Source organism: Marinospirillum sp. (genome assembly GCF_014859565.1).
In genome coordinates, this window is sequence record NZ_JACUUA010000043.1 from 1 (window position 1) to 22,915 (window position 22,915).

The following is a 22,915-nucleotide window of genomic DNA, read 5'->3' on the forward strand; positions in this document are numbered from 1 at the left end:
CGTCAGAGAATTTGGCTGGGATCAAGCGGAAGCAGAAGAAGGCAGGGATGATGGAAAGCTACTTGAGTAAAGTCCTTGCAGCATAAGGGTTTTCATGCATTTTCCCTGCAAAGCGAGCTAAAGCAGGTTGGGACAATGATTATCTACTCAAACTACTGGGCATCAATTAAGCCCGATTGCCCTGTGCCACTACCGCCCTCCATTGTGTAGATGGCGTGAACGGGACATAATGCCACAACCATGAATAATGGAGACGACCATGCAAGCTCAAACTGCCAAGCAAGAAGCACTCAACGCCATCCAGCGTTTGCCAGATACTGCCGACATGGAAGAGATCATGTATCGGCTCTATGTACTTGAGAATATCCGGCGCGGTCAGCAAGATGCCAGCCAAAACAAGACTCAATCCGCTGAAAGGGTGTTGCGGGATATTCAGTCATGGTGAAATGGACCGAGCACGCCTTAGCTCAGGTTCGCAGTATTTATGAGTACATAGCCCAAGACTCACCGCTTTACGCTAAACGAGTTGCCGAATCCTTGGTTAGCAAGACAATAGGGCTGGGCGAGCTGCCTAACAAGGGGCGTAAAGTTCCTGAATTAAACGACGAAGCCATCCGCGAAGTTTCCCAGTATACCTACCGGATTTTGTATGAAATCAAACCAACGCACATTGAGATACTAGCCGTAATTCACAAACGGCGCGATTTACAACCAGAAGAGATTCCCCGCGAGCAGTAATGACAGAACAAGCAGTTTACCCCCCAATCACCTTACTACCCGATTAGCCCAGTAGACTCCAAACACGGTAATGACCATTCCCACTAATGCCAGCAGGGTCATGCGTTCATCAAACAGCAGCCAGGCCTCCAGCGCGGTCAGTGGTGGCACCAGATAAAAATAGCTGGCGGTGCGGGTGGATTCTCCAGCTCGGATCATCAGCAACAGCAGCAAAATCGCCCCCACTGATAACACCAGTACCGACCAACCCAGCGCCAGAATAAAATCTGCGTGCCATTGCATTGCACCTTCACCCTTGATCCAGACACCCAGCAACATCAGTACAAAACACCCGGTGTATTGGATAAAAGATGCGGCTAACAGGGGCTGGGGTTCACAGGCGTTTTTCTGGTAGACCGTACCCAGGGTGATCCCCAGTAATGCCAGTAATACCCAACCCAGCCCTGTCCAAGTGATGGTGATACCTTCCAGATCCATACCGGAGGTTTGCTGTAATACCAGCAATACCCCGGCCAGTCCCAGCAATAAACCCAGCCACTGGCGCAGGTTCAGGCGTTGTTGCCACATCAGATACACCAGCAGGCCGGTCAACAGAGGTTGTAAACCAACCAGCAACGCAGTCAAGCCAGCCGGAATACCTGCTTCAATCGCCGAGAACACCCCACCCAGATAAGCACCATGAATCAGTGCACCTGCCAGCAACTGTTGCCCCCACAAACGCGGGTTACGCGGTAATTGCACCACAAAGAGTTTTAACAGCAGGGCAAAACACAAGAGGTTAAAAAACATGCGCCAGGCCAGAAAAGAAAAGGGTTCACTGTAGGGCAAACCAAACTTGGCACTGATAAAACCGGTGCTCCACAAGAGTACAAACAACCAGGGTGCCAAACGCACCAGCCGCGGGGAGGAAAAAAACTGTACAAATGGTTGATTCATGCGGCACCAAAACAAGAGAAAAACCGTCAGCACTGGGCTGACAGGGATATTAAATTGCAGGGAAATTCAGACTGACTGGTCTAGATATTACCACAACAACTGCAGGCGGGGTCTTTTTGCAGTTTCAGGGTACGCATTTCTGCACGTAGACCATCATAGGTAAGAAGTTTGCCAATGGCCGGTTCACCACACTGCGCCAGTAGTTTTAAGCTTTCCACCGCCTGCAGGCTACCAATCACACCGACCAGCGGCGCCAGCACACCATTTTCCGAGCAGCGCAGCTCTTCATCCTGTGCTTGTTCATCATAAATACAGGCATAACAGGGGCTATCTTGCCGCCGTGCATCAAACACCGATAACTGACCGGAAAAACGGATTGCAGCGCCGGATACCAGTGGCTTTTTTAATTGCTGGCAGGCACGGTTGACAGCAAAACGGGTGGAAAAACGATCCGAACAGTCACAAACCAGATCAACTGCAGCCACAGCGTTCAGCAGTGCATCCCCTTCGAGCTTGCAGGGATGCGTGACAATACCAACATCGGGGTTAATCTGTTGCAGGCGCTCACGGGCAGACTCCACCTTAAGCTGACCGATGCTGCTTTGCTGATGGGCAATCTGGCGTTGCAGGTTGGAGAGATCCACCTGATCATGATCGGCCAGATGCAGTTCACCCACACCAGCCGCAGCCAGATAAAGAGCAACCGGTGAACCCAATCCGCCCAATCCAACAATCAGTACCTTGCTACCCAGCAGTCTTTCCTGACCGGCAACATCCATTTCCGGCAACAGCAGCTGGCGACTGTAGCGCAGCAAATCTTGATCATTCATCAACATCAGCAGTCCTGTTCAAACTCGTGCAGTTCGGGTACATAGAGCGAAGTGTCTTCCTTCACTTCCTCCATCACCACATAACTCTTGGATTCTTTGACGCCCGGCAGGGTGAGTACCACGTCACCCAGCAGCTGGCGATAGGCACTCATTTGCGGGATGCGGCACTTTAAGACGCAATCAAACTGGCCGGATACCAGGTGGCATTCCTGAATCTGCGGCAATTTGGAAACCGCCTTACGAAACTCATCAAATACTGCCGGGGACTGGGTTTCCAAGCTGATTTCAACAAACACCAGCAGGTTGGCACGCAGATATTTTGGATTAAGAATGGCTTTGTAACCCTTGATGATATCGTTACGCTCCAGGCGTTTAACTCGCTCAAGACAAGGGGTGGTGGAGAGACCGACCTTGTTAGCCAGATCCACGTAGGAAATGCGGGCGTTTTCTTGCAGTGCCTGCAGGATTTTTAAATCAATCTTGTCCAGCGTGCGGGACTTGTTGTTCTTCATGATGTTGTGCAGCCTTTTATTATTTTATTCGCATTGGGCCTGATTCAGCGCATCAAAAGTCTTGTCCTTCTCCCTCTCCCTCTCCCTCTTACCTTCATTCGTCTTAGACGATTATCCCGAATGGATGCGCTGTCTTGGTTTTTTATCATGTTAGCAAGGCTTTTACTACCAATGCCGCAATATTTTGTCAGTGATTGCGACATCCTACGGTCACTCGCGGCTGACCGGCGTAATCTCGGTAACCCTGAACAGACCCAAGGCCAGCAAGGCTGAATAGCTGACTGACAGTCCCTGCCTGATCATAACCATGTTCGACCAAAAGATAACCGCCGGGGGTCAGGCGCAGCTGAATGGGTGCCAATAAATCGCGATAGGCCTGCAAACCATCTTTACCACCCACCAGCGCTGAAACCGGCTCAAAGCGTAGGTCTCCCTGCATCAGATGGGGGTCGTTTGGATGAATATAAGGGGGGTTGCTGACGAGTAGATCATATTGACCTGGTGGAATTTGCTGCCACCAGTCAGATTGCCAGATTTTTACATCCAGCTTCAGACTGCGGGCATTGTCTCTGGCCAGCGCCACGGCTTCGGCTTTAAAGTCCACGGCTTCCACCCGCCAGCCGGGACGTTCTTTTTTAAGTGCCAGTGCCACTGCACCGGTGCCAGTACCCAGATCCAACACTCGGGCATTCGGTTGCTGACAAACCATCAGCGCCAGCTCGACCAGCCGTTCGGTGTCCGCACGAGGAATCAGGGTGGCCGGTGAAACCTTGAGTGGCAAACCCCAGAACTCCCACTGTCCCAGAATCCAGGCCAGCGGCTGACCTTCCAGCCGCTGCTGCAACCAGACATTTAACTGTTGCAGTTGATCGGCATCCAGCAGAAATTCTGGCCGGGCATAAAAAAAGGCGGTGTTTTTCTGCAGCAGATGACTGAGCAGGCACTGAGCCTCATGGCATGGACTGTCCAGACCAGCCTGATGCAGTTGTTGGCTGGCCTGTTGCAGCCAGCTTCCCAGTGAGGTTTCAGGCATCACTTAATCGCGCCAGTAGTTCGGTCTGTTGTTCCTGCGCCAGTGCCGATAACACTTCATCCATACCTCCGGCAAGAACTTCATCCAGCTTGTAGAGGGTTAGGTTGATGCGATGATCGGTCACCCGCCCCTGCGGAAAATTGTAGGTACGAATACGTTCGGATCGATCACCACTGCCCACCAGCAGGCGACGGGTGTCAGACTGGTTCTTGTGGGCGGCATCTTCTGCCTGTTGTTTCAGGCGAGTCGCCAGCCAAGACATAGCTTTAGCCCGATTTTTGTGTTGTGAGCGTTCTTCCTGACACTCTACAACCAGCCCGCTCGGTAGGTGGGTGATACGTATGGCGGAATCGGTGGTGTTAACATGCTGACCACCGGCACCGGAGGAGCGGTAGGTATCCACTTTTAAATCGGCTGGATTGATGTCCACTTCACCTACTTCATCGGCTTCCGGCATTACTGCCACAGTACAGGCTGAGGTATGGATACGCCCCTGGGATTCAGTGGCGGGCACTCGCTGCACCCGATGGGCACCGGATTCAAACTTCAGATGGGAATACACATCCTTGCCACTGATGCGCGAGATGATTTCTTTGTAGCCGCCCATTTCACCCTGGCTGGCACTAAGCACTTCCACCTGCCAGCCGTGATTTTCGGCATAACGGCTGTACATTTTGAACAGATCACCGGCAAACAAGGCTGCTTCATCACCACCGGTTCCGGCACGCACTTCCAGAAAAATGTTACGACTGTCATTCGGATCACGCGGTAACAACAGGCGTTGTAATTCCAACTCCAGAGGTTCCATCTCAGCCTGCAGATTGTCAATTTCTTCACGCGCCATGGCACGCATGTCCGGGTCTTCATCACTGGTCATCTGCTGTGCAGCCAGAATGCCTTGTTGTGCCTGACAATACTGCTGATAGGTCTGGATCAGGGGTTCCAGCTCGGCATATTCTTTGGAATAGTTACGGTATTTATCCTGGCTGCTGAGGGTTTCCGGGTCAGACAACAGGGCGGACAGCTCTTCAAAACGATCCGACAGATGATCCAGCTTGGCTTGAATCGAAGGTTTCATAACAACATCACATCCGGCAGAAATTTCAGGATTGATCCGTGGGCTGGTTATCCAGATTAAGCAGCTCAGAGGCCGCTTCCAGCAGGTCGTTGCGATTTTCTGCTGAGGCCTCACGGATCTTCAGGGTGGGGTGGTGTAACCATTTATTGGTCAGGCTGCGGCAGAGTTTCTGCATCACTTCACGGGCATCCTGCCCCTGATCCAGCTGATTCATTGCCAGTGCCAGTTCAGCTTCGGCCAATAACTGTGCCTGCTGACGAAAATTGCGAATCATGCGCCCGGAATCTCTGATTCTTAAGCTGCGCAGGAACTCCTGCACACTGGCAGAAATCAGCTCTTCCGCCTGTTCAGCGGCTTCTCGACGTGCCGCCAGATTTTCTTCGATGACTTCTTTCAGATCATCCACGGTGAACAGAAAAATATCATCCAGCTCACCGACCTGGGGCTCAATATCCCGAGGCACAGCAATATCAACCATAAAAATGGGTTTGTGACGACGTACTTTTAATGCCCGCTCCACCATGCCTTTGCCCAGAATCGGCAAGGGTGCAGCAGTAGAACTGATCACAATATCGGCTTTTTCTAACTGATGGGGGATTTCACTCAAGGCAACCGCTGTGCCCTGCATTTCATCAGCCAGTGCTTGCGCCCGCACCACGGTGCGGTTGGCAATCACCATGCGGGTTACACCGGCATTTTTTAAGTGGCGCGCCACCAGCTCGATGGTTTCACCGGCACCAATTAGTAATGCCTGACTGGTTTTTAAATCTGTAAAAATACGCTGCGCCAGACTAACCGCAGCATAAGCCACGGAAACCGGATTGGCACCGATACCTGTCTCGGTACGTACCCGTTTGGCGGTGGCAAACACCTGCTGGAATAGCTGCTCCAGCCCGGAACCCAGCAGGTTTTCTTTTTTGGCTGCGTCGTAAGCATCCTTGATCTGACCCAGAATCTGCGGTTCACCCAGAATCATTGAATCCAGGCCACTGGCTACTCGCATGATATGAGCAATGGCAGCCTGATCTTCATGCACATAACTGTAACGTGCCACGTCTTCAATCGGCAGGGCATGAAACTGACTCAACCAGTCCAGCACCGGACGAACATCACCCGCCTCCACCAGAGAATAAATCTCGGTACGATTGCAGGTGGATAGTATGGCAACTTCTTTGATACTCTGGTGGTTTCTCAGCTGCAGGCTGGCAGCCTCCAGTTGGGCAGGAGTGAAGGCAACACGTTCGCGCATGGCTACTGGTGCCGTTTTGTGATTAATACCTAGAGCTAAAAAACGCATTGGCTGTACAGCTGGCACCGTCAAACGTCACTCCAAGAGATCATTCAGCCCGTAGGAACTCGGGGAAACAAAAAAACGCCCTGCCAAAACAACCGCTTACATAAAAACAAGAGCAGAAGGCTATAAGCGCGTTATGATAGCACATAGAAAAAGTACAGGTATGTCCGAATAATGCACAGCCCTTCCCGGTACCGTCTTTTGCAGATCTCCTCCCTCTGCCGCTGGCTTATTTTACCCCTGCTGACCAGTCTGTTGGTTGGCTGTTCTGCTGCGCCCAAAACAGAAACTTCAGCCAACCAGCCTGCCGCCAGTGATTTCAGCAGGCAACCTGTACCTGTGGTAATCACTTACACCCAGTCAACAGCTCCAGTTGCTGAGGTCAAAGGTTTGAATGCCTATCTTATTTATTATCTGCTGAGTGCCGAGCTGGCAGGTCAACGCAGTGATCTAGGTTACGCCCTGGATGTTTATCTGGCACTGACCCTGGAAACCCATCACCCGTTGATTGCTGAACGCGCCACCTGGATTGCCCAGTTTGCCCAGCAACCTCAGGCCGCTCTGGATGCCGCCATCATCTGGGCAAGAGTGACACCGAATAACCCTGATTCACAACGCACTGCGGCAGGCCTGCTATTACAGCAGGAACAGTATCTGGATGCTTTTGAGCACCTGCTGCGTTATGAACAACTGAGCGGTGAAAGCAACTACACCCTACTGGCCGGACATCTGGTAGACAGCAACAATCCGGTGGTCAGTGATCTTTATCAGCAAATGCTGCAACAAAGCCAGCAACGTGAAGCATCCAGCAGCGATCTGGAAACAGCTCTGGCGCTGCTGAGTGATGAGTTAGGTGACCGGCAAGCCACCCACACGCATCTCCAGGCTGCCCTGGATATCGAACCGGACAATGTTCGCGCCCTGCAATTAAAAGCCCGCCTGCTGCGACTTGATGGAGAGTCGGCTGCCGCGGAAGAAGTGCTGAACCAGGCATTAAAATCCAACCCTCAGGAAGTTCGCCTGTGGCTGGAGCTGGCACGCATCCAATTAAAAAGCGGGCAACTCCGAGCGGCAGAACAGACTTTTGATCGCATTATTACCCTGCAGCCGGATAACCCACAGATCCGCCTGGCACTGGCACGCATCCAGATGGAAACCGGCCAGAACTCTGCTGCCCGCCAGACTCTAGAGGAACTGACCGAATACCCGCTGCTGGCTGATCAGGCTTGGTTACATCTCGGACAACTGGCCGAAAATGATAAAGATACAGCCGCAGCACTGGAATCTTACCAGCAAATCACCGGTGGTCAGGCACTGCTGGAAGCCACCCGCGCCAGCACCAGAATCCTGCTGCAACAGAACCGGTATCACAGCGCATTACAATTAATACACCTCAAACGCAAGCAGGCACCGGAACTATCCACTCCCCTGACTCTGATGGGTGAACAGCTGCTGCGCCAGCAGAGTGATTATGTCGCTGCATTACAATGGATTGATGAAGGGCGTTATCTGCTGCCGGATGGGCAGGACTCACCGCAGCTGCTCTATTCCCGCGCCATGATCAACTTCCAGCTGAATGACCTGCAACAGATGGAAAATGACCTACTGCTGCTGCTGGAAATTGAACCCAACAGTGCCATGGCACTGAATGCCCTGGGTTATACACTGGTGGATCGAACCACACGCATTAACGAAGGTCTGTTATTGATCCAGAAGGCTCATGCACTGGACAGTGAAGCACCGGAAATTCTTGACTCCCTTGGCTGGGCACTGTTTAAACTGGGTCGTAAAGTAGAAGCACGGGAATATCTGGAAGAAGCCTACGCCCGCCTGTCAGATGAAGAAATTGCCGCACACCTGGCAGAAACCCTCTGGGAACTGGGCGAACGGGAACTGGCACTGGAACTGCTGCAACAACACCTGAACAGCACCACCGCCACTCCCGCCATCAACCAGATGCTGGAGCGCCGCCCGGACATTCAACCTCATTAAACAGGAAGCACCCCTAGCCGTTATGCCACACACCCTAAAAGCTCTGGCCTTATTTCTGCTGATGCTGTTTTTACTTGGTGGTTGCAGCAGTCAACCACTGGCACCACCCCCACCCGAAGCACAACAAGCCAACAGTCATCTGTGGCACTGGCAGATACAGGGACGTATTGCCCTGAATGACGGCAGCAACAGCCACTCCGCCACCCTGGACTGGCAACAACAGGGTTACCATTATCAACTACAGATTTTTGGCCCGCTGGGTCAGGGCAGTGCACGACTGGATGGACAACCCTTCCGGGTTTCACTGACCACCTCTGATGGTGAAGTGCTGATGGCCTCCAGCCCTGAACAACTGTTACAACAAGGGCTGGGCTGGAATTTTCCACTCTCTGATCTGATCTACTGGGTACGCGGCATTCCAGCACCAGGGGTTGCAATACAGATCAGCGACAACCAGCTGGAACAGAATGGCTGGCTGGTGGAGTGGCGACGTTATACTCTGGTTAATGGTCATCAATTACCACAGCTGCTGCTGGCCAGTAACGGCAGAGTGCAGTTGCGACTAGCCATCAATCAATGGCAGGTGTCTGAAGCACAGCCAGCGACACAACCGGCACCGTGAACATGCTTAATAGCCTGACTTTACCGGCACCCGCCAAATTAAACCGGATGCTGCACATTACCGGCAAACGTGCCGATGGTTATCACGAATTACAAACCCTGTTCCAGTTTCTGGATCTGGGTGATGAACTGACCTTTCAACTGACGGATGATGCCCAACTGCAACTCAGTCCCGTACTACCGGATGTTGCAGAGGATGACAACCTGGTGATGCGGGCAGCTCGATTACTGCTGCCACTGCGCCAGAACAAACAGCTGGGTGTTCACATCCACCTACAGAAAAATCTGCCGATGGGCGGCGGGCTGGGTGCAGGCAGCTCGGATGCCGCGACAACATTATTGGCACTGAACCAGCTCTGGCAACTGAATCTAGATCTGATCCAACTGGCAAAACTGGGATTAAAACTGGGCGCTGATGTGCCGGTGTTCATCTTTGGGCAAAGTGCCTGGGCTGAGGGTGTCGGCGAAAAACTCCAGGTCTGCCCGGTGGATGAGTCCGTTTGTTTATTGATCCACCCCGGCTGCCACTGCAATACCGCCACCCTGTTTGCTCACCCGGATCTACCACGCAACACCCCTGTTATCCATCCCTGTGAGCTACAGCAACATCTGGGCGAAAATGATTTTGAAGCCTTGGTTCTGAAACTCTACCCTGCTGTTCAAGCTGCTTTTTACTGGTTAAGGTCTGAAGGTGCAACTCCCCACCTGACCGGCAGCGGCGCCTGTGTGTACAGCCTGCTGCCAGACTTTGAACAGGCTGCTGAGCTGCTGACAAAATTACCCACACATTTTGCAGAATTTCCCAGCCGCGGTTGGATTACCCAAGGGCAGAATCTGTCACCGGCGCATAAAAAATTATCAGAACTCAAAGGTTCACTTTTCATTCCTGCTTGGTTATAATCTTCGCCCGTTGAGATTGGGGTGTCGCCAAGTGGTAAGGCAGCTGGTTTTGGTCCAGCCATGCGTGGGTTCGAATCCTTCCACCCCAGCCATCTCTTCCCAGAATTTCCTCAGGGTCGGTTCAGCAACCGCCCATCCTCTGTGAGACCTCAGTCATTAAGGTGAATCCGTGTCAAACTTGATGGTGTTTTCCGGCAATGCCAATCCTGAGCTGGGGCGCAAAGTAGTTGAGTGCCTCGATATCCGTATGGGTGATGCCACTATCGGTCAATTCAGTGATGGCGAAATTGCCATTGAAATCAACGAAAATGTTCGTGGTAAAGACGTTTTTGTGATTCAGTCCACCTGCGCGCCCACCAATGACAATCTGATGGAACTGATCCTGATGGTTGATGCACTGCGTCGTGCTTCTGCCCATCGTATCACTGCGGTTATTCCTTATTTTGGTTATGCCCGACAGGATCGTCGTGTACGTTCTGCCCGCGTCCCCATTTCCGCCAAAGTGATTGCTGACATGATGTGTGCTGCCGGGGTCAACCGTGTGATGACTATGGATTTGCACGCTGATCAGATCCAGGGCTTTTTTGATGTACCGGTGGACAATATCTACGGTTCACCCATCCTGATGGATGACATTGAGCGCCAGAACTATGAAAACATGGTGGTGGTTTCCCCAGACGTTGGTGGTGTGGTTCGTGCCCGCGCCATTGCCAAGGAACTGAATGACACCGATCTGGCAATCATCGACAAGCGTCGCCCCCAGGCCAACCAAGCGCAGGTCATGCACATCATTGGTGATGTGGAAGATCGTACCTGTGTACTGGTGGATGATATGGTGGATACCGCTGGCACTCTGTGCAAAGCCGCAGAAGCCCTGAAAAACCGTGGTGCCAAACGTGTAGTGGCTTATTCCACTCACGCGGTGCTGTCCGGTGCAGCCATCAACAACATTTCCAAATCCATTCTTGATGAGCTGATTGTCACGGATACCATTCCACTCAGTGAAGATGCACTCAAGTGTGGCAGAATCCGCCAGCTGACCATTTCCGGTCTGTTGGCTGAGGCGGTTCGCCGCGTCAGCAACGAAGAATCCATCAGCGCCATGTTCCGGTAAGGCGCTGAAGCAGAATTTCCCCGCCGGGGAATAACGTGAAAGGCAGGCAGTCTGGTCGCGGATGCCTGCTGATCCTTTTTATAAAGCAAGTCCATGAGGACACACCATGACACAATTTACTTTTGAAGCTACTGTACGTACCGACCTGGGTAAGGGTGCGAGCCGCCGCCTGCGTCGTGCAAACCAGCACATTCCTGCCATCATCTATGGTGGTGAAGAAGCGCCTCTGTCCATCTCTGTTGAGCAGCGTGAGTTCTACCGTATTCTGGAGCTGGAAGAGTCCATCTACACTTCTGTACTGAACCTGAATATTGATGGCAAGCCACAGCAAGTGATCCTGAAGGACATGCAGCGTCACCCCTTCAAGCCCACCGTAATGCACCTGGATTTCCAGCGTGTAGATAGCGGTCACAAGGTCGCTGTTCATGTCCCGCTGCACTTCCTGAATGAAGCTACTTGTGTTGGTGTGAAGCAGCAAGGTGGTCTGATCCAGCATCTGCTGAACGAAGTTGAAATCTCTGCCTTGCCACAGGATCTGCCAGCCTCTCTGGATATTGATGTTGCTGCCCTGGAAATTGGCCAGACCATCCACCTGACCGACCTGCAACTGCCAAAAGGCGTTAGCATTGTTGCTCTGGCTCACGGTGGTGACACGGGTGTGGTTAGCGTTCATGCCAAGAAAGGCAGCAAAGACGAAAACAGCGAAGAAGAAGCAGCTGCTGAATAATTCAGCCCTGCTTGTTTTGCTGTTACCCAGGGGCTCTTTTGGAGCCACCTGGGTTTTTCATATCTGCAAGGCCTGATTTTCCGGACATCCTGAACTATGGATACAAAAATCAAACTGCTGGTCGGACTGGGTAATCCCGGACAGGAATATGCCCGCACCCGACACAATGCCGGCGCCTGGCTGGTTGAAAACCTGGCACAACACTCTGGCAGCAGCCTGAAAGTGAGCAAGTTTCACGGCTTGCATGCTCAGGTTAACCTGGCTGGCAATCCGGTACATTTATTGATCCCTACAACGTTTATGAACCGCAGCGGGCAAGCCATCGCAGCACTGGCCAACTTCTACAAAATTGAGTCGGAAGCCATTCTGGTGGCACATGACGAGCTGGATTTACCACCCGGAAGTATCCGCCTGAAAAAAGGTGGCGGGCATGGTGGGCACAACGGTCTGCGTGACACCATCAGTGCATTAGGCAACAACCGCGAGTTTTATCGTCTCAGGATTGGTATAGGACATCCCGGCAGCGCCAGCCAGGTCACCGGTTATGTGCTGGGCAAAGCATCAGAAAATGAACAACTCTGTATTAATGCAGCACTGGATGAAAGTGAACGCCATCTGGACAAAATCATTAATGGCAATATGACTGCTGCCATGAACCATTTACACGCCTTCAAGGCAGAGTAGAGCTTACAGCCGGGTGCTTTTTCTATAGAATGCCCACCAACCATTTATCAGCAGATTCACGAAGGAAGCAACCTTATGGGTTTTAACTGTGGCATCGTTGGCCTGCCCAACGTCGGCAAATCTACCCTCTTTAATGCGCTGACCAAGTCCGGCATCGCAGCAGAGAACTTCCCCTTCTGCACTATCGAGCCAAACAGCGGTATTGTTCCCATGCCTGACCACCGGCTGGATGTACTGGCAGACATTGTTAAACCCGAGCGGGTGCTGCCCACCACCATGGAGTTTGTGGACATTGCCGGTCTGGTTGCCGGTGCCTCCAAGGGTGAGGGCCTGGGCAACAAGTTTCTGGCCAACATCCGCGAAACCCAGGCGATTGCCCATGTGGTGCGCTGCTTTGAAGATGACAATGTGATTCACGTGGCCAACCGGGTTGATCCGCGCAACGATATTGAAATTATCAACATGGAACTGGCACTGGCTGACCTGGACTCCGTTGAAAAAGGCATCCAGAAACTGGCACGACTGGCGAAGGGTGGCGACAAAGAATCCATCGCCCAGAAAGAAATTCTTGAGCGTATCCAGCCCCATGTTGCAGAAGGTCTGCCATTGCGCAGCTTTGGCCTGAACAGCGAAGAAAAATACCTACTCAGAAGTTATGGTTTTCTGACCCTCAAGCCCACCATGTACATTGCCAATGTTAATGAAGAAGGGTTTGAAAACAACCCTCATCTGGATGTAGTGCGCGAAATTGCTGCAGATGAACAAGCCATGGTGGTCCCTGTGTGCAATAAGATTGAGGCTGAAATTGCTGAGTTGGATGATGCCGAAGAAAAAGCCATGTTCCTGGAAACCATGGGGCTGGATGAACCCGGTCTGAACCGTGTGATTCGTGCCGGTTATGAGTTACTGGGTCTGCAAACCTACTTTACTGCCGGTGTTAAGGAAGTACGCGCCTGGACAGTCAAGAAAGGTGCGACCGCTCCGGAAGGTGCCGGTGTGATCCATACCGATTTCCAGAAGGGTTTTATCCGCGCAGAAGTGATTGCTTATGAAGACTTTGTTGCTTACAAGGGTGAACAGGGTGCCAAAGAAGCCGGTAAATGGCGACTGGAAGGCAAGGAATACATCATCAAGGATGGTGATGTGATGCACTATCGTTTTAACGTCTGAACTCGTTACAACAATTACTCGGGCAAGTTGCAACTTTGGTGTGAGTTTGATGGCAGCTAACAGAAGGCATCTATGAGTCACAGCTGGTCCTACCCTTCTGAAGTGAATCACCAGAGAAGTGTCTGCCAAGCAATAGATGTATGTGTTGCGTGCCATGGCATTACGTGAGCCAATCACCGTCAAGCCACTGGCATTCAACAAGGCTTTGTTACCACAGCCAAATAACACCGGCGGGCAATCTGTTTTCAGTCGTGCTTTTAGCCATTTCGGATATTCGGGGTCGGAACGCGTCACCACAGTGCAACAGGTGAAGACTGACTGGTGCGGCGTGCAATCAGTTCACCCTTGTTAAATACCACCAGCTCACCGGTTTGCATGATATCCCAGTCTTCATTAGTAGTCAGAGGTTCAGTAGCCAGCACACTGACCACATCCTTGGGTGTGGTGCAGGCAGCAAAATCGACCTTCAATTCGGTATCTTTTAACAAGGCCGGACCAAAAGGGGCGCGGCGGGTAATATGTGCCAGCTTGGTGGAACAATAGGCATAGAGGTTTTCACTGTCAGAAAACAACAGGTTAAAAACCCCCAGTCCACGCAACTCTTCACAACTCTGGTGAATCAACTGCTGCAGGGCTTCCGGGTTTGCAGGCGGCTGAGGAAAAGCTTCACGGATTTTACCCAGCAACCAACAAAACGCCCATTCACTGTCGGTGCAGCCAGTTGGCTGGTAAAAAGCCAGCGGCAAGACTTCACGAAAACCAGCCAGCTGACCGTTATGGGCATAACACCAGTGACGACCCCAGAGTTCGCGGGAAAAAGGATGGGTATTACCCAGATTGATCTGGCCGACATTGGCCTGACGGATATGACTGATCACGATCCGGCTTTTGATCGGGTAATCCAGTATCAGCCGTGCGACAGGAGAATGGATCGAAGGATGAGGGTCCTTGAATTCACGGTACCCCTCATCCTCATAAAAGGCCACACCCCAGCCATCCCGATGCGGACCGGTGGCACCACCGCGCTGCAGAAAACCGGCCATGCTGAAAGTGATGTCGGTCGGGACATTGGCACTCATGCCCAGCAGTTCACACATTCAACACAGCCTCACTTTTAACGACGATTGTCATCGTCATCATCTTCCAGTCCGTCCATATCCAGCTCCATATCATCATCCAGATCGGCCAGAGCATTATCATTTTGATCCATGGCATCACGACGTGCCTTGCGTTTATTCACAAAACGCCGGTACATCATAAAGGCCACCAGGAACAGCAGAATGTTTGCGATACCCAGAGCAATGTATATCCACAACATGCGTGGATCTTCCCAGCTTTCTATCGGGGATAAATCCAGACCACCTAACAAAGAGCCGCCTTCTGCCTTTTCTTCCGAAGCAGCCACATCATCGACAGGCGCAGAAGATTCTTCCTGAGGCAGCGGAATAACCGGAGTTGGCACTGCCTGAGGTATAAGATTCGGTACAAATGCTGGCGGTGATGATTCCTGCTCTGCCAGTTCTTGTTGTGAGGCCCGTGGACTTCCACTGGACTGGAGAATCAACTGTGGCAAATCAATACTGAGCGGCTGGTTTTTCATCTGCCCCTGAACCTGGACAGTAATGGTTTGATTCTGGCTGCGATCCAGACCACCCAGATCCACCTTCCACTCACCGTCACCACGATATTCAGCAGTCAGGGGTTCACCGTTGGCGGTCACACTAAAACTAATATCTGCCGGTTTTAAATCCGGATGCTGTGAACGCAGAATCACTCGGGGTGAACTGCCATCTTCCGGTAGTTGTAAACTGGCTGCTACTACATCCTGTACGTTAAAGCTGTGCACTACCTGACGACGGAAGGTTTTACCATCCACCTCAATTTTTATACTCTGTTCACCCAGCTCCGAGAACTGGCTGATTGTTGCAGCATAACGGGGGCGTGTATCTGCCAGTGGCATGCCAAAACTGGCCAGTACACGCTCACCCTTATGATGGTTAACTTTTACATCCAGAAGACCCAGGAACTCGCGGCGATCAATGATCCGACCTTCTTCTGTGAACCATGCTTCGATGTGTTCAGGATAACCGCGATACACCGTGGGTGGAAAACCACCGGAATGGAAGCGGATATCCGAAATGACTGTCACGCGATTATCGGGGTGTTCCGAGGTCTCGATATACCACTGACCAGCAGCAGGTTTATTCACGGTAATCATGGTGTAGCGCTGATTACCATGCCAGCGGATAGCCGGAACACTCTGTTCACGGGTGTACTGCTGACCGGATGGATCATGCAAAACGGAGGAAGCACCCGGAGCATGGAATACCAGCACAGTGAACTCATCAATGGTGGGGTCAATCAGAAAACGGTTGTCCTGCAAGGGAACTTCTTCTGAAGGTACAAAACGGTTCATGATCTGCAACAAGAGGGGCATCAGATCATCAGCAGTGTAAGCAATGGCATGAAGTCCACCGGTACGCTGTGCCATGGTGGACATCAGATCCAGGTCAGCTTCATCCGAGAGTGCCAGAGTGTGAATCACATAACCGGCATCCGCCAGTTTGGGCACCAGAGTTCTTAACAAGTGATCACGGGATTTCTGATTTTCGGCTGCACGCTGTTCTGCAGTAGCCGCTTCGGAAATATCCACCAGACCATCCGACAAGAGCACAATATGGCGCTCTCGTCCGGCATCAGCTCGGCCTACATCAGACGCAGCACGTTCGATGGCATTTTCGATATCTGTGAAGAGAGCCACAGAGTTGATTTTTGTAGCCTGCTGACGAGCGTTACGCCGCCAGCTCTCATTAACCTGACCATGAGGAACCAGCATGTTGACATAAGCACCAAAAGTCCAGATGCCGGCCTGACTATCCGCAGGCAGCAGATCAATCAACAGGTTGGTTGCCGGAATCCGCAAATTGTTCGGATCAGTGCGCTTCATGCTGCCGGAGATATCCACCACCAGCCGAACATCGGGCTGGGCAGCAAATACTTGCACAGCGGGCAGCAGCAGCGCAGGCAGCAGCAACGTCAGTAATAGCTTTTGCAGAACCTTACGAGCGAGCATTTTTTTCTCCGACACCTGTTCAATTATCCTTTTAATTTATGCTGATCTCTGGATCAGACACTGGCTTCAGCAAGGCGACGACCACGTTCTGTCAAATGCCAGCGCAGACCCCAACTGGAGTTAACCTTTCCGGCCAGACCTTTGGTCACCAGAATATTCAGGGATTTGAGTACATCATTGTCTGTCATGTCCAGCTCTTGCAACAAGCTGTCCTGGGTACGGAAAATATGCCGGCCAGTACCCAGCGCTTTTAATACCTGAGTAGCCGATACATCCAGATTATCCAAGGCATCCTGATCCTCAGCGCGGGAGTCTTCCATTTCGGTTTCAGTTTCAATCAGCGGTTGCAGGCTCAGCTGCAGCTGCTTGACGTGAAGACGCAGAGATTCAACCTCATCCTTGGCGGCATCAGCAGCCAGCAGGGTGCGATCCAGCTTATTGGTGACCACCAGACGGGAAGCAATGGCAGCAATCAGGCACAAGCCAGTGTAAATCAGTAATTGCCCAGGGTCATTCTGGCTCTGGGAAACAATACTGCTACCGACCAGATCCAGTGCCACCGGTACCAGAAATGCAGCACCAACACCCACCACCACGCAGCGCAACATGGCCGTGGTATCCTTGTTGTTCTGGTTCAGTAGGTAAAAGTTGATCAAGCCACCAAAAACACCGGCAATCAGCATTACCAGTGTAAGAATGATTACAAATCCGACCATTTTCTGTTTTCCTGTCTTGTAGCCTGTTATGGGTTATTCGTTTTCCGAAGATGTTTCCGTCGATTTATTTTTTCGCTGCAGGCGTTTTTTGCTCCAACCAAGCGCAAACGCCAGCGGCCAGGCAAGTACTAGCGCCACCAGCAAAGGTAAAGCTTTGGCGATAATAATGGTCGAAGGAACGCGGGTCAGCACATCCAGCACCAGCACAATAAAAATAGGAGCCACAGCAGATTCACTCACTGCGGCAGGGATTGCCAGAATAGCCAGCTGGCTCAAAGATATACCAACTTTAAGCGTAAAAGGAAGCCAGCGCATGAGTTTCCAGCTGGCCAGCACCAGCAAAGCAGCACTTAATGTGTAGGCTGCCCAGCTCAAAAAAATCAGACTATCCATTGTTGATCTTATTCAGGTCAGTTTTAAAGAATCCATACTAGTTGGGCTGGACACAGATTAAAAGAAACAAGTCGTAATCTTTTTTTCTGCCCATCATTCTATCCAGTGAATGATCCGCTCTTCCAGATCTGGATCTTGCAGCTGAGTTTCACAAACCACCTGCCCCGCCACACTCACACCCAGCGCCCGCATCGCTTTTTGATCACCCGTCAGCAACGGGTGCCACGAAGGCAAGCCCTGGTTTTCATGCCTCAGTCGATAAGCACAGGTGGACGGCAACATGGCATACACCGCCTCACCTTCTTCACGGATCGACATACAATCCGGCACATATTTCAAGCGATCTTCATAATGGCGGCAACGACAGGTTTTCAGGTTCAGCAGCTTACAAGCCACATCGGTGAAGTACACCTGATCATCGTCTTCATCCTGCAGTTTATGCAGACAACAGCGACCACAACCATCACAAAGGGCCTCCCATTCGGAATCCGACAACTGCTCCAGCGGCAACAACCAGAAGTGTTTACGCTGCGCCGGTTTAACCACTGCCGCCATTAATAACGTGCCTCGGTGGGTGCACAATACAGATCCAGCAGGTATTCCTCTCGCGCTGGCGGCATCTGCAGATAATAACCCTGGCTCATCAGCGCGTTACAAATATCACCGGCATTGGCTCTGGCCAGTTTCTTCTCTGGTGTCAGCAACAGGGTAAACACCGGCTGAGGTTTACCAAAACGGGATAGCAAGGCTTCCGGCACGGATTTCAGGCCACGTTGTTTGTCCACGTAAAGGTACATTTCATCTTTAACGGGACTACGAAACACTTCAGTCAGCACTCTCATGGTTCAGCCTTTTTTCTCAGACAGATCTTGCATCAGGGCTTCCAGCGGTACACGCCGCCAGTCCGGCCAGCCTTCGGGTACTTCCGGGGTTTGCCCCAGACTCAGTGCTTGTGTCCATTCATCGACATAACGACGACGTGCCAGTAACTCAACCGGCACCTGCAGGCTGGTCGCCAGTCCATCCAGTTCTTTTTTGAGTGCCTTGCGCTGGGTTTTGTATTCCTGACTCATGGGTGAAACCAGCACCGCCGGTAAAGCGTTATCCGGCCAGCTGGCTACAGCTTCGATACAATTCAGAATGTCTTGTCCATAACGCTTGATCCAGCCGGGAGTTGCTTCTTCTATACCCGTGAAAGCGGCCAGATGTTGTGGTTGATGCTCTGCCAGTGATTGCAGCAGATTGTCAGAAGCCACCCGGCTGCGTGGGCGATTCAGCTGACGGGCTTTTTCTTCTCGCCACAAAGCCAGCTGCTGTAAGACAGCCAGCTGCCGTGAATTTAGACGCCAGGCCTGTTTACAGCGCAGCCAGGCATCTTCCGGCACTGGATCAGCATCCGTCACCAACCACTGGCTTTCTTCTTCCAGTAGTTGCAACAGATCCTGCTGCAGGAGTTTTTCTTTTAACAGATGCCAGGCAGGCAGCAGAAATTCAACATCCTGCGCGGCGTATTTCTGCTGAGATTCAGTTAAAGGACGCTGCAGCCAGTCAGAACGGGTTTCACCTTTTTCCAGCACTATACCCAGAAAACGCTCCACCAGTCGCTGATAACCAATACCGGTTTCCTGCTCTACCAGTGCTGCCGCCAGCTGCGTGTCGATCAACGGCTGAGGCAGAACACCCAGCCAGTGCGCCAGCATTTCCAGATCTTCAGAGCAGCTGTGAAAAATCTTCTGCGGGCCACTGGTCAATAAACGCCGCAGTGCTTCAGCCTTGCCCAGTTTTAATACATCCAGCAGATAACAGGTCTGACCATCACTGACCTGCAACAAAGCTGGTTTGGGATAAAAAGTATCGGTGCGGATGAACTCGGTATCCATTGCCAGCTCTTGCTGCTGTTGCCATTGGTTACAAAGTTGTTCCAGTTGTACTGGGTCATCAACCCAGATACGGGGTAAAGTCATCCGTCAGTTTCCCTGCTATTGGTAAAACCCAGTCGTCCGGAAAAAGCCCGCGACAAGGTGCCACCATCAAGATATTCAAGCTCGCCACCCAGCGGAATGCCGTGAGCAAGATGTGTGACTTTAACCGGCAGTGAGGACAACAACTCAACCAGATACTGAGCGGTGGTTTCACCTTCCAAGGTTGGATTGGTGGCAAGAATCACCTCATCCACCGGTTCGTCTTTTAAACGTTGCAGCAGTTCAGCAAACCCCAGATCATCCGGGCCGATACCTTCCAGTGGTGACAAATGCCCCAGCAGCACAAAGTAACGGCCGTCATACACACCACTCTGCTCCAGCGCCAGCATATCTGCAGGGGTTTCCACCACACACAACACCGATAAATTACGTCGCCCGCTGCTACAGATGCGGCACAGGTCTTCTTCGGTCAGGGTGCGGCAACTGGAACAATGCCCCACCTGTTCCATCGCTCTGGCCAGCACACCGGATAAACGAGTACCACCGGCACGATCCCGCTCCAGCAGCTGCAAAGCCATGCGCTGGGCACTTTTAGGACCCACACCGGGCAGGCAACGCAGTGCCTGGATCAATTCTTCAATCAGTGGACTGAACTGCATGATAATCAGAAGGGCATCTTGAAGCCGGGTGGCAGCGGAATACCCGCAGTCAGCTCAGCCATTTTGTCTTTACTGGCCTGCTCCACACGGCGCACGGCATCATTCACCGCAGCAGCCAGCAGGTCTTCCAGCATTTCTTTATCTTCCTGCATCAGGCTGGGATCTATCTCCACCTTGCGTACATTATGGCGACCGGTCATGGTCACTTTAACCATGCCAGCACCGGACTCACCTATTGCTGTGGTGTTGGCAGCATCTTCCTGCAGTTTTTGCATTTTTTCCTGCATTTCCTGAGCCTGCTTCATCAGCTTGCCCATATCACCCATACCTTTAAACATGCTAACCCCTCAAACCAGTGAATTAATCTGTGTTATTTTCCGTCATCCAGCTTGCCGGTACAACGCTGGATGGATCGAGTTGTGCCTGAAACTGCTGTTGCAACAGCTGAATATGCGGATGCTGCTGCAAGCTGGCCAGAGTTTGCTCAAACGTCTGCTGGCGCTGTTTTTCCCGCCGCTGGGTGACGTTATCCAGCGGCAGTGGATCTCTGGCCTCAAATACCAGCTCAAAAGACTGCTGCAAACAATCCTGCAAGGCAACCAGCAAGGTGTTTTGGGCTTCAGCACTCATAAACGCCAGTGCCTGAGCCGGTGCGGCAAACCTCAGCTGACTTCCTTCCCGCTGCAAGAGGCACAGGTTACGAGCCTGAGTGCCACTCCAGCCATTCAATCCTAAACGATCAAACAGCTGCAACCAGTCTTCATTGTTCTGCAAACACCCTTGCAAATCACTTTGCAAACCCTCAACCGCCAACTCAGCAGCAACGGATACCAGGGGCTGAACAACAGCGGGTGCCACAGGCTCAACCACTGCAATGGGGGATTCACTCACCTGCAAAGGCGGCCCCTGAACCAGTTCTGCAGCGGCTGGCTGAATCACTTCAGCTACAGGTGTGGCAGCAGGCTCAGGGGCTTCAGGCTTTGGGAAAAGATCAATCTCCGGCACTTGTGGAATACCCAACGGACGAAACGCCAGCATCCGCAACAGAGTCATTTCCAGCCCGGTGCGAGGATCAGGCGCCAGCGCCAGATCACGACGGCCTTCAATCGCCAGCTGGTAAAATAACTGCACTTCCTCAGCAGGCAGTTGTGCAGCCAGTTGCAAAAGCTCTTCTTTATCCTGTAAATCCGGCGGCAGGGCTTCCGGCACCATCTGCGCCAAAGTCAGGCGGTGCAACAGGCTGGATAAATCCTGCAACACCGCCGCAAAATCTGGTGCCTGTTCAGCCAGACCACCCACCACCTGTAATAACCGGGCAGCATCGTGTGCCACCAGTGCTCTTAACAGATCCACCAGATGCCGGTGATCCAGCACACCCAGCATGCTTGCCACCTGCTCGGTTTGCAGGCTGCCTTGTCCAAACGCAATGGCCTGATCCGTCAGGCTTAAGGCATCACGCATGGAGCCATCCGCAGCACGACCCAGCAGCCAGAGAGCGGCATCATCAAAACTGACACCCTCTTCACCCAGCAGATAGCGCAGATGTTCAACAACACGCTCTGGTGGCATGTTTTTTAACTGAAACTGCAGACAGCGCGACAACACCGTCATGGGCAGTTTTTGTGGATCGGTGGTTGCCAGCAAAAATTTGACGTGAGGCGGTGGTTCTTCCAGAGTTTTTAACAACGCATTAAAACTGTGACTGGAGAGCATGTGCACTTCGTCGATCAGGTAGACCTTAAAACGTCCCCGCGTGGGGGCATACTGCACGTTATCCAGCAGCTCACGAGTATCTTCCACCTTGGTGCGGCTGGCGGCATCCACCTCGATCAGATCCACAAACCGCCCGGCATCAATTTCCAGGCAGGAGGAACACACCCCACAGGGTTCACTGCTGATGCCTGCATCACAGTTCAAGCACTTAGCAAGAATCCGCGCCAGCGTGGTTTTGCCCACACCGCGTGTACCAGTGAACAGGTAAGCATGGTGCAGCCGGTCGGTATCCAGCGCATTGATCAGTGCCTTGCTGACATGATCCTGCCCCACCAGCTGATGAAAATTTTTCGGACGCCATTTACGCGCCAGAACCTGATAACTCATGAGCTTGTTTCCGCCGCTGCTGAATTAAGAATTAAAACCGGAAGGATAACATGAATCGAGTAGGGTGATACGTTACCGCATCATCCCTCTTACAGAACCGTACGTACAAGCCTCGTGTATGGCTCATGCTATTAACTGAACCCTGAACTCAGGGACAGTAATTTCAGTTTTAATCTTCGTTCACACGAGATTAACCGATGGTGATATTTGGCAGGGTCGGGGCGGTCAGTACTACTTTTTCTGACGGGGCTATTACCTTGGCGGTACCGGTAACCACCTTTTCACCCTTCTGGTTAGTGACCAGACAATCCAGCTCCACAATCTTTTTGGCATCCTGCTTGTCTTTAACCGTCAGGGTCACGGTCAGAGTGTCATCCAGTTTTACCGGGCGGCGGAAGCTGAGTTCCTGACCCATATAAATGG

The 22,915-nt window shown here is 52.1% G+C and carries 26 protein-coding genes, 1 tRNA gene and 1 pseudogene; 10 read left to right on the forward strand and 18 right to left on the reverse strand.

Features of this window, described 5'->3' with window-relative positions:
• Positions 1-259: 259 nt before the first annotated feature.
• Both IBX50_RS07820 and IBX50_RS07825 read left to right on the forward strand, forming a co-directional pair.
• Positions 260-445, forward strand: coding sequence for a hypothetical protein (locus IBX50_RS07820; protein WP_292254759.1), 186 nt, complete (start codon positions 260-262; stop codon positions 443-445).
• Entirely contained in the window at positions 439-738 is a 300-nt protein-coding gene (locus IBX50_RS07825; protein ID WP_292254760.1) for a type II toxin-antitoxin system RelE/ParE family toxin, read from the forward strand. The genes IBX50_RS07820 and IBX50_RS07825 overlap by 7 nt, the downstream gene beginning before the upstream one ends.
• Before the next feature lie 27 nt (positions 739-765).
• Here IBX50_RS07825 and IBX50_RS07830 read toward each other — a convergent pair whose 3' ends face one another.
• The 6 genes from IBX50_RS07830 to hemA form a co-directional block, all read right to left on the reverse strand.
• Positions 766-1,674, reverse strand: coding sequence for a DMT family transporter (locus IBX50_RS07830; RefSeq protein WP_292254761.1), 909 nt, complete (start codon positions 1,672-1,674; stop codon positions 766-768).
• A gap of 80 nt (positions 1,675-1,754) precedes the next feature.
• Positions 1,755-2,504 carry a molybdopterin-synthase adenylyltransferase MoeB gene (moeB, locus tag IBX50_RS07835; RefSeq protein ID WP_366930700.1) on the reverse strand — a complete coding sequence of 250 codons (750 nt, stop codon included), beginning with the start codon at positions 2,502-2,504 and terminating at the stop codon, positions 1,755-1,757.
• A 5-nt stretch (positions 2,505-2,509) separates the two neighbouring features.
• Positions 2,510-3,016: an Lrp/AsnC ligand binding domain-containing protein gene (locus tag IBX50_RS07840; RefSeq protein WP_292254763.1), complete on the reverse strand. Its 507-nt coding sequence runs from the start codon at positions 3,014-3,016 to the stop codon at positions 2,510-2,512.
• Positions 3,017-3,203: 187 nt separating this feature from the next.
• Positions 3,204-4,049, reverse strand: a complete 846-nt coding sequence (prmC, locus tag IBX50_RS07845; protein ID WP_292254801.1) for a peptide chain release factor N(5)-glutamine methyltransferase — start codon at positions 4,047-4,049, stop codon at positions 3,204-3,206.
• Positions 4,042-5,127 (reverse strand): peptide chain release factor 1, encoded by a 1,086-nt coding sequence (gene prfA, locus IBX50_RS07850; protein WP_292254765.1) that lies wholly within the window; start codon positions 5,125-5,127, stop codon positions 4,042-4,044. The genes prmC and prfA overlap by 8 nt, the downstream gene beginning before the upstream one ends.
• A 25-nt stretch (positions 5,128-5,152) precedes the next feature.
• Complete coding sequence (gene hemA, locus IBX50_RS07855; protein ID WP_292254767.1) at positions 5,153-6,424, reverse strand: glutamyl-tRNA reductase; 1,272 nt, start codon at positions 6,422-6,424, stop codon at positions 5,153-5,155.
• 198 nt (positions 6,425-6,622) lie between these two features.
• Here hemA and IBX50_RS07860 point away from each other — a divergent pair, with 198 nt between their 5' ends.
• The 8 genes from IBX50_RS07860 (at position 6,623) to ychF (ending at position 13,629) form a co-directional block, all read left to right on the forward strand.
• On the forward strand, positions 6,623-8,413 hold the full coding sequence (locus IBX50_RS07860; RefSeq protein WP_292254768.1) for a tetratricopeptide repeat protein: 1,791 nt from the start codon (positions 6,623-6,625) through the stop codon (positions 8,411-8,413).
• A gap of 22 nt (positions 8,414-8,435) precedes the next feature.
• Entirely contained in the window at positions 8,436-9,035 is a 600-nt protein-coding gene (gene lolB, locus IBX50_RS07865) for a lipoprotein insertase outer membrane protein LolB (protein ID WP_292254769.1), read from the forward strand.
• A gap of 2 nt (positions 9,036-9,037) precedes the next feature.
• Entirely contained in the window at positions 9,038-9,934 is an 897-nt protein-coding gene (ispE, locus tag IBX50_RS07870; RefSeq protein WP_292254770.1) for a 4-(cytidine 5'-diphospho)-2-C-methyl-D-erythritol kinase, read from the forward strand.
• A 17-nt stretch (positions 9,935-9,951) separates the two neighbouring features.
• Positions 9,952-10,026 (forward strand) — tRNA-Gln (locus IBX50_RS07875).
• A gap of 77 nt (positions 10,027-10,103) precedes the next feature.
• Entirely contained in the window at positions 10,104-11,048 is a 945-nt protein-coding gene (locus IBX50_RS07880; RefSeq protein ID WP_292254771.1) for a ribose-phosphate pyrophosphokinase, read from the forward strand.
• Positions 11,049-11,154: 106 nt separating this feature from the next.
• Positions 11,155-11,775 (forward strand): 50S ribosomal protein L25/general stress protein Ctc, encoded by a 621-nt coding sequence (locus IBX50_RS07885; RefSeq protein WP_292254773.1) that lies wholly within the window; start codon positions 11,155-11,157, stop codon positions 11,773-11,775.
• Positions 11,776-11,871: 96 nt separating this feature from the next.
• Positions 11,872-12,459, forward strand: coding sequence for an aminoacyl-tRNA hydrolase (gene pth, locus IBX50_RS07890; RefSeq protein ID WP_292254775.1), 588 nt, complete (start codon positions 11,872-11,874; stop codon positions 12,457-12,459).
• A gap of 75 nt (positions 12,460-12,534) precedes the next feature.
• Positions 12,535-13,629 carry a redox-regulated ATPase YchF gene (gene ychF, locus IBX50_RS07895; protein WP_292254777.1) on the forward strand — a complete coding sequence of 365 codons (1,095 nt, stop codon included), beginning with the start codon at positions 12,535-12,537 and terminating at the stop codon, positions 13,627-13,629.
• A 207-nt stretch (positions 13,630-13,836) separates the two neighbouring features.
• Here ychF and IBX50_RS20700 read toward each other — a convergent pair.
• The 12 genes and pseudogenes from IBX50_RS20700 to IBX50_RS07950 form a co-directional block, all read right to left on the reverse strand.
• A pseudogene (locus tag IBX50_RS20700) lies at positions 13,837-13,926 on the reverse strand (hypothetical protein); the annotation flags it as partial.
• Complete coding sequence (locus IBX50_RS07900) at positions 13,920-14,726, reverse strand: class II glutamine amidotransferase (RefSeq protein WP_292254778.1); 807 nt, start codon at positions 14,724-14,726, stop codon at positions 13,920-13,922. The pseudogene IBX50_RS20700 and the gene IBX50_RS07900, both read right to left, overlap by 7 nt.
• Before the next feature lie 17 nt (positions 14,727-14,743).
• Positions 14,744-16,702, reverse strand: a complete 1,959-nt coding sequence (locus IBX50_RS07905) for a vWA domain-containing protein (RefSeq protein ID WP_292254779.1) — start codon at positions 16,700-16,702, stop codon at positions 14,744-14,746.
• A gap of 53 nt (positions 16,703-16,755) precedes the next feature.
• Positions 16,756-17,418, reverse strand: coding sequence for a YEATS-associated helix-containing protein (locus IBX50_RS07910; protein ID WP_292254781.1), 663 nt, complete (start codon positions 17,416-17,418; stop codon positions 16,756-16,758).
• A 33-nt stretch (positions 17,419-17,451) separates the two neighbouring features.
• Positions 17,452-17,760: a hypothetical protein gene (locus IBX50_RS07915; protein ID WP_292254782.1), complete on the reverse strand. Its 309-nt coding sequence runs from the start codon at positions 17,758-17,760 to the stop codon at positions 17,452-17,454.
• 144 nt (positions 17,761-17,904) lie between these two features.
• Positions 17,905-18,366 (reverse strand): YcgN family cysteine cluster protein, encoded by a 462-nt coding sequence (locus IBX50_RS07920; protein WP_292254783.1) that lies wholly within the window; start codon positions 18,364-18,366, stop codon positions 17,905-17,907.
• Positions 18,366-18,653 carry a YcgL domain-containing protein gene (locus tag IBX50_RS07925; protein WP_292254784.1) on the reverse strand — a complete coding sequence of 96 codons (288 nt, stop codon included), beginning with the start codon at positions 18,651-18,653 and terminating at the stop codon, positions 18,366-18,368. The genes IBX50_RS07920 and IBX50_RS07925 overlap by 1 nt, the downstream gene beginning before the upstream one ends.
• 3 nt (positions 18,654-18,656) lie before the next feature.
• Complete coding sequence (rnd, locus tag IBX50_RS07930; RefSeq protein WP_292254785.1) at positions 18,657-19,775, reverse strand: ribonuclease D; 1,119 nt, start codon at positions 19,773-19,775, stop codon at positions 18,657-18,659.
• A complete protein-coding gene (gene recR, locus IBX50_RS07935; protein WP_292254788.1) occupies positions 19,772-20,392 on the reverse strand; it encodes a recombination mediator RecR in 621 nt (206 codons plus the stop codon). The genes rnd and recR overlap by 4 nt, the downstream gene beginning before the upstream one ends.
• Before the next feature lie 5 nt (positions 20,393-20,397).
• Entirely contained in the window at positions 20,398-20,730 is a 333-nt protein-coding gene (locus tag IBX50_RS07940) for a YbaB/EbfC family nucleoid-associated protein (RefSeq protein WP_292254790.1), read from the reverse strand.
• 22 nt (positions 20,731-20,752) lie between these two features.
• Positions 20,753-22,492 carry a DNA polymerase III subunit gamma/tau gene (dnaX, locus tag IBX50_RS07945; RefSeq protein ID WP_292254792.1) on the reverse strand — a complete coding sequence of 580 codons (1,740 nt, stop codon included), beginning with the start codon at positions 22,490-22,492 and terminating at the stop codon, positions 20,753-20,755.
• A gap of 190 nt (positions 22,493-22,682) precedes the next feature.
• Positions 22,683-22,915 (reverse strand): MaoC family dehydratase N-terminal domain-containing protein (locus IBX50_RS07950; protein WP_292254795.1); only part of this gene is annotated, 233 nt, incomplete at its 5' end.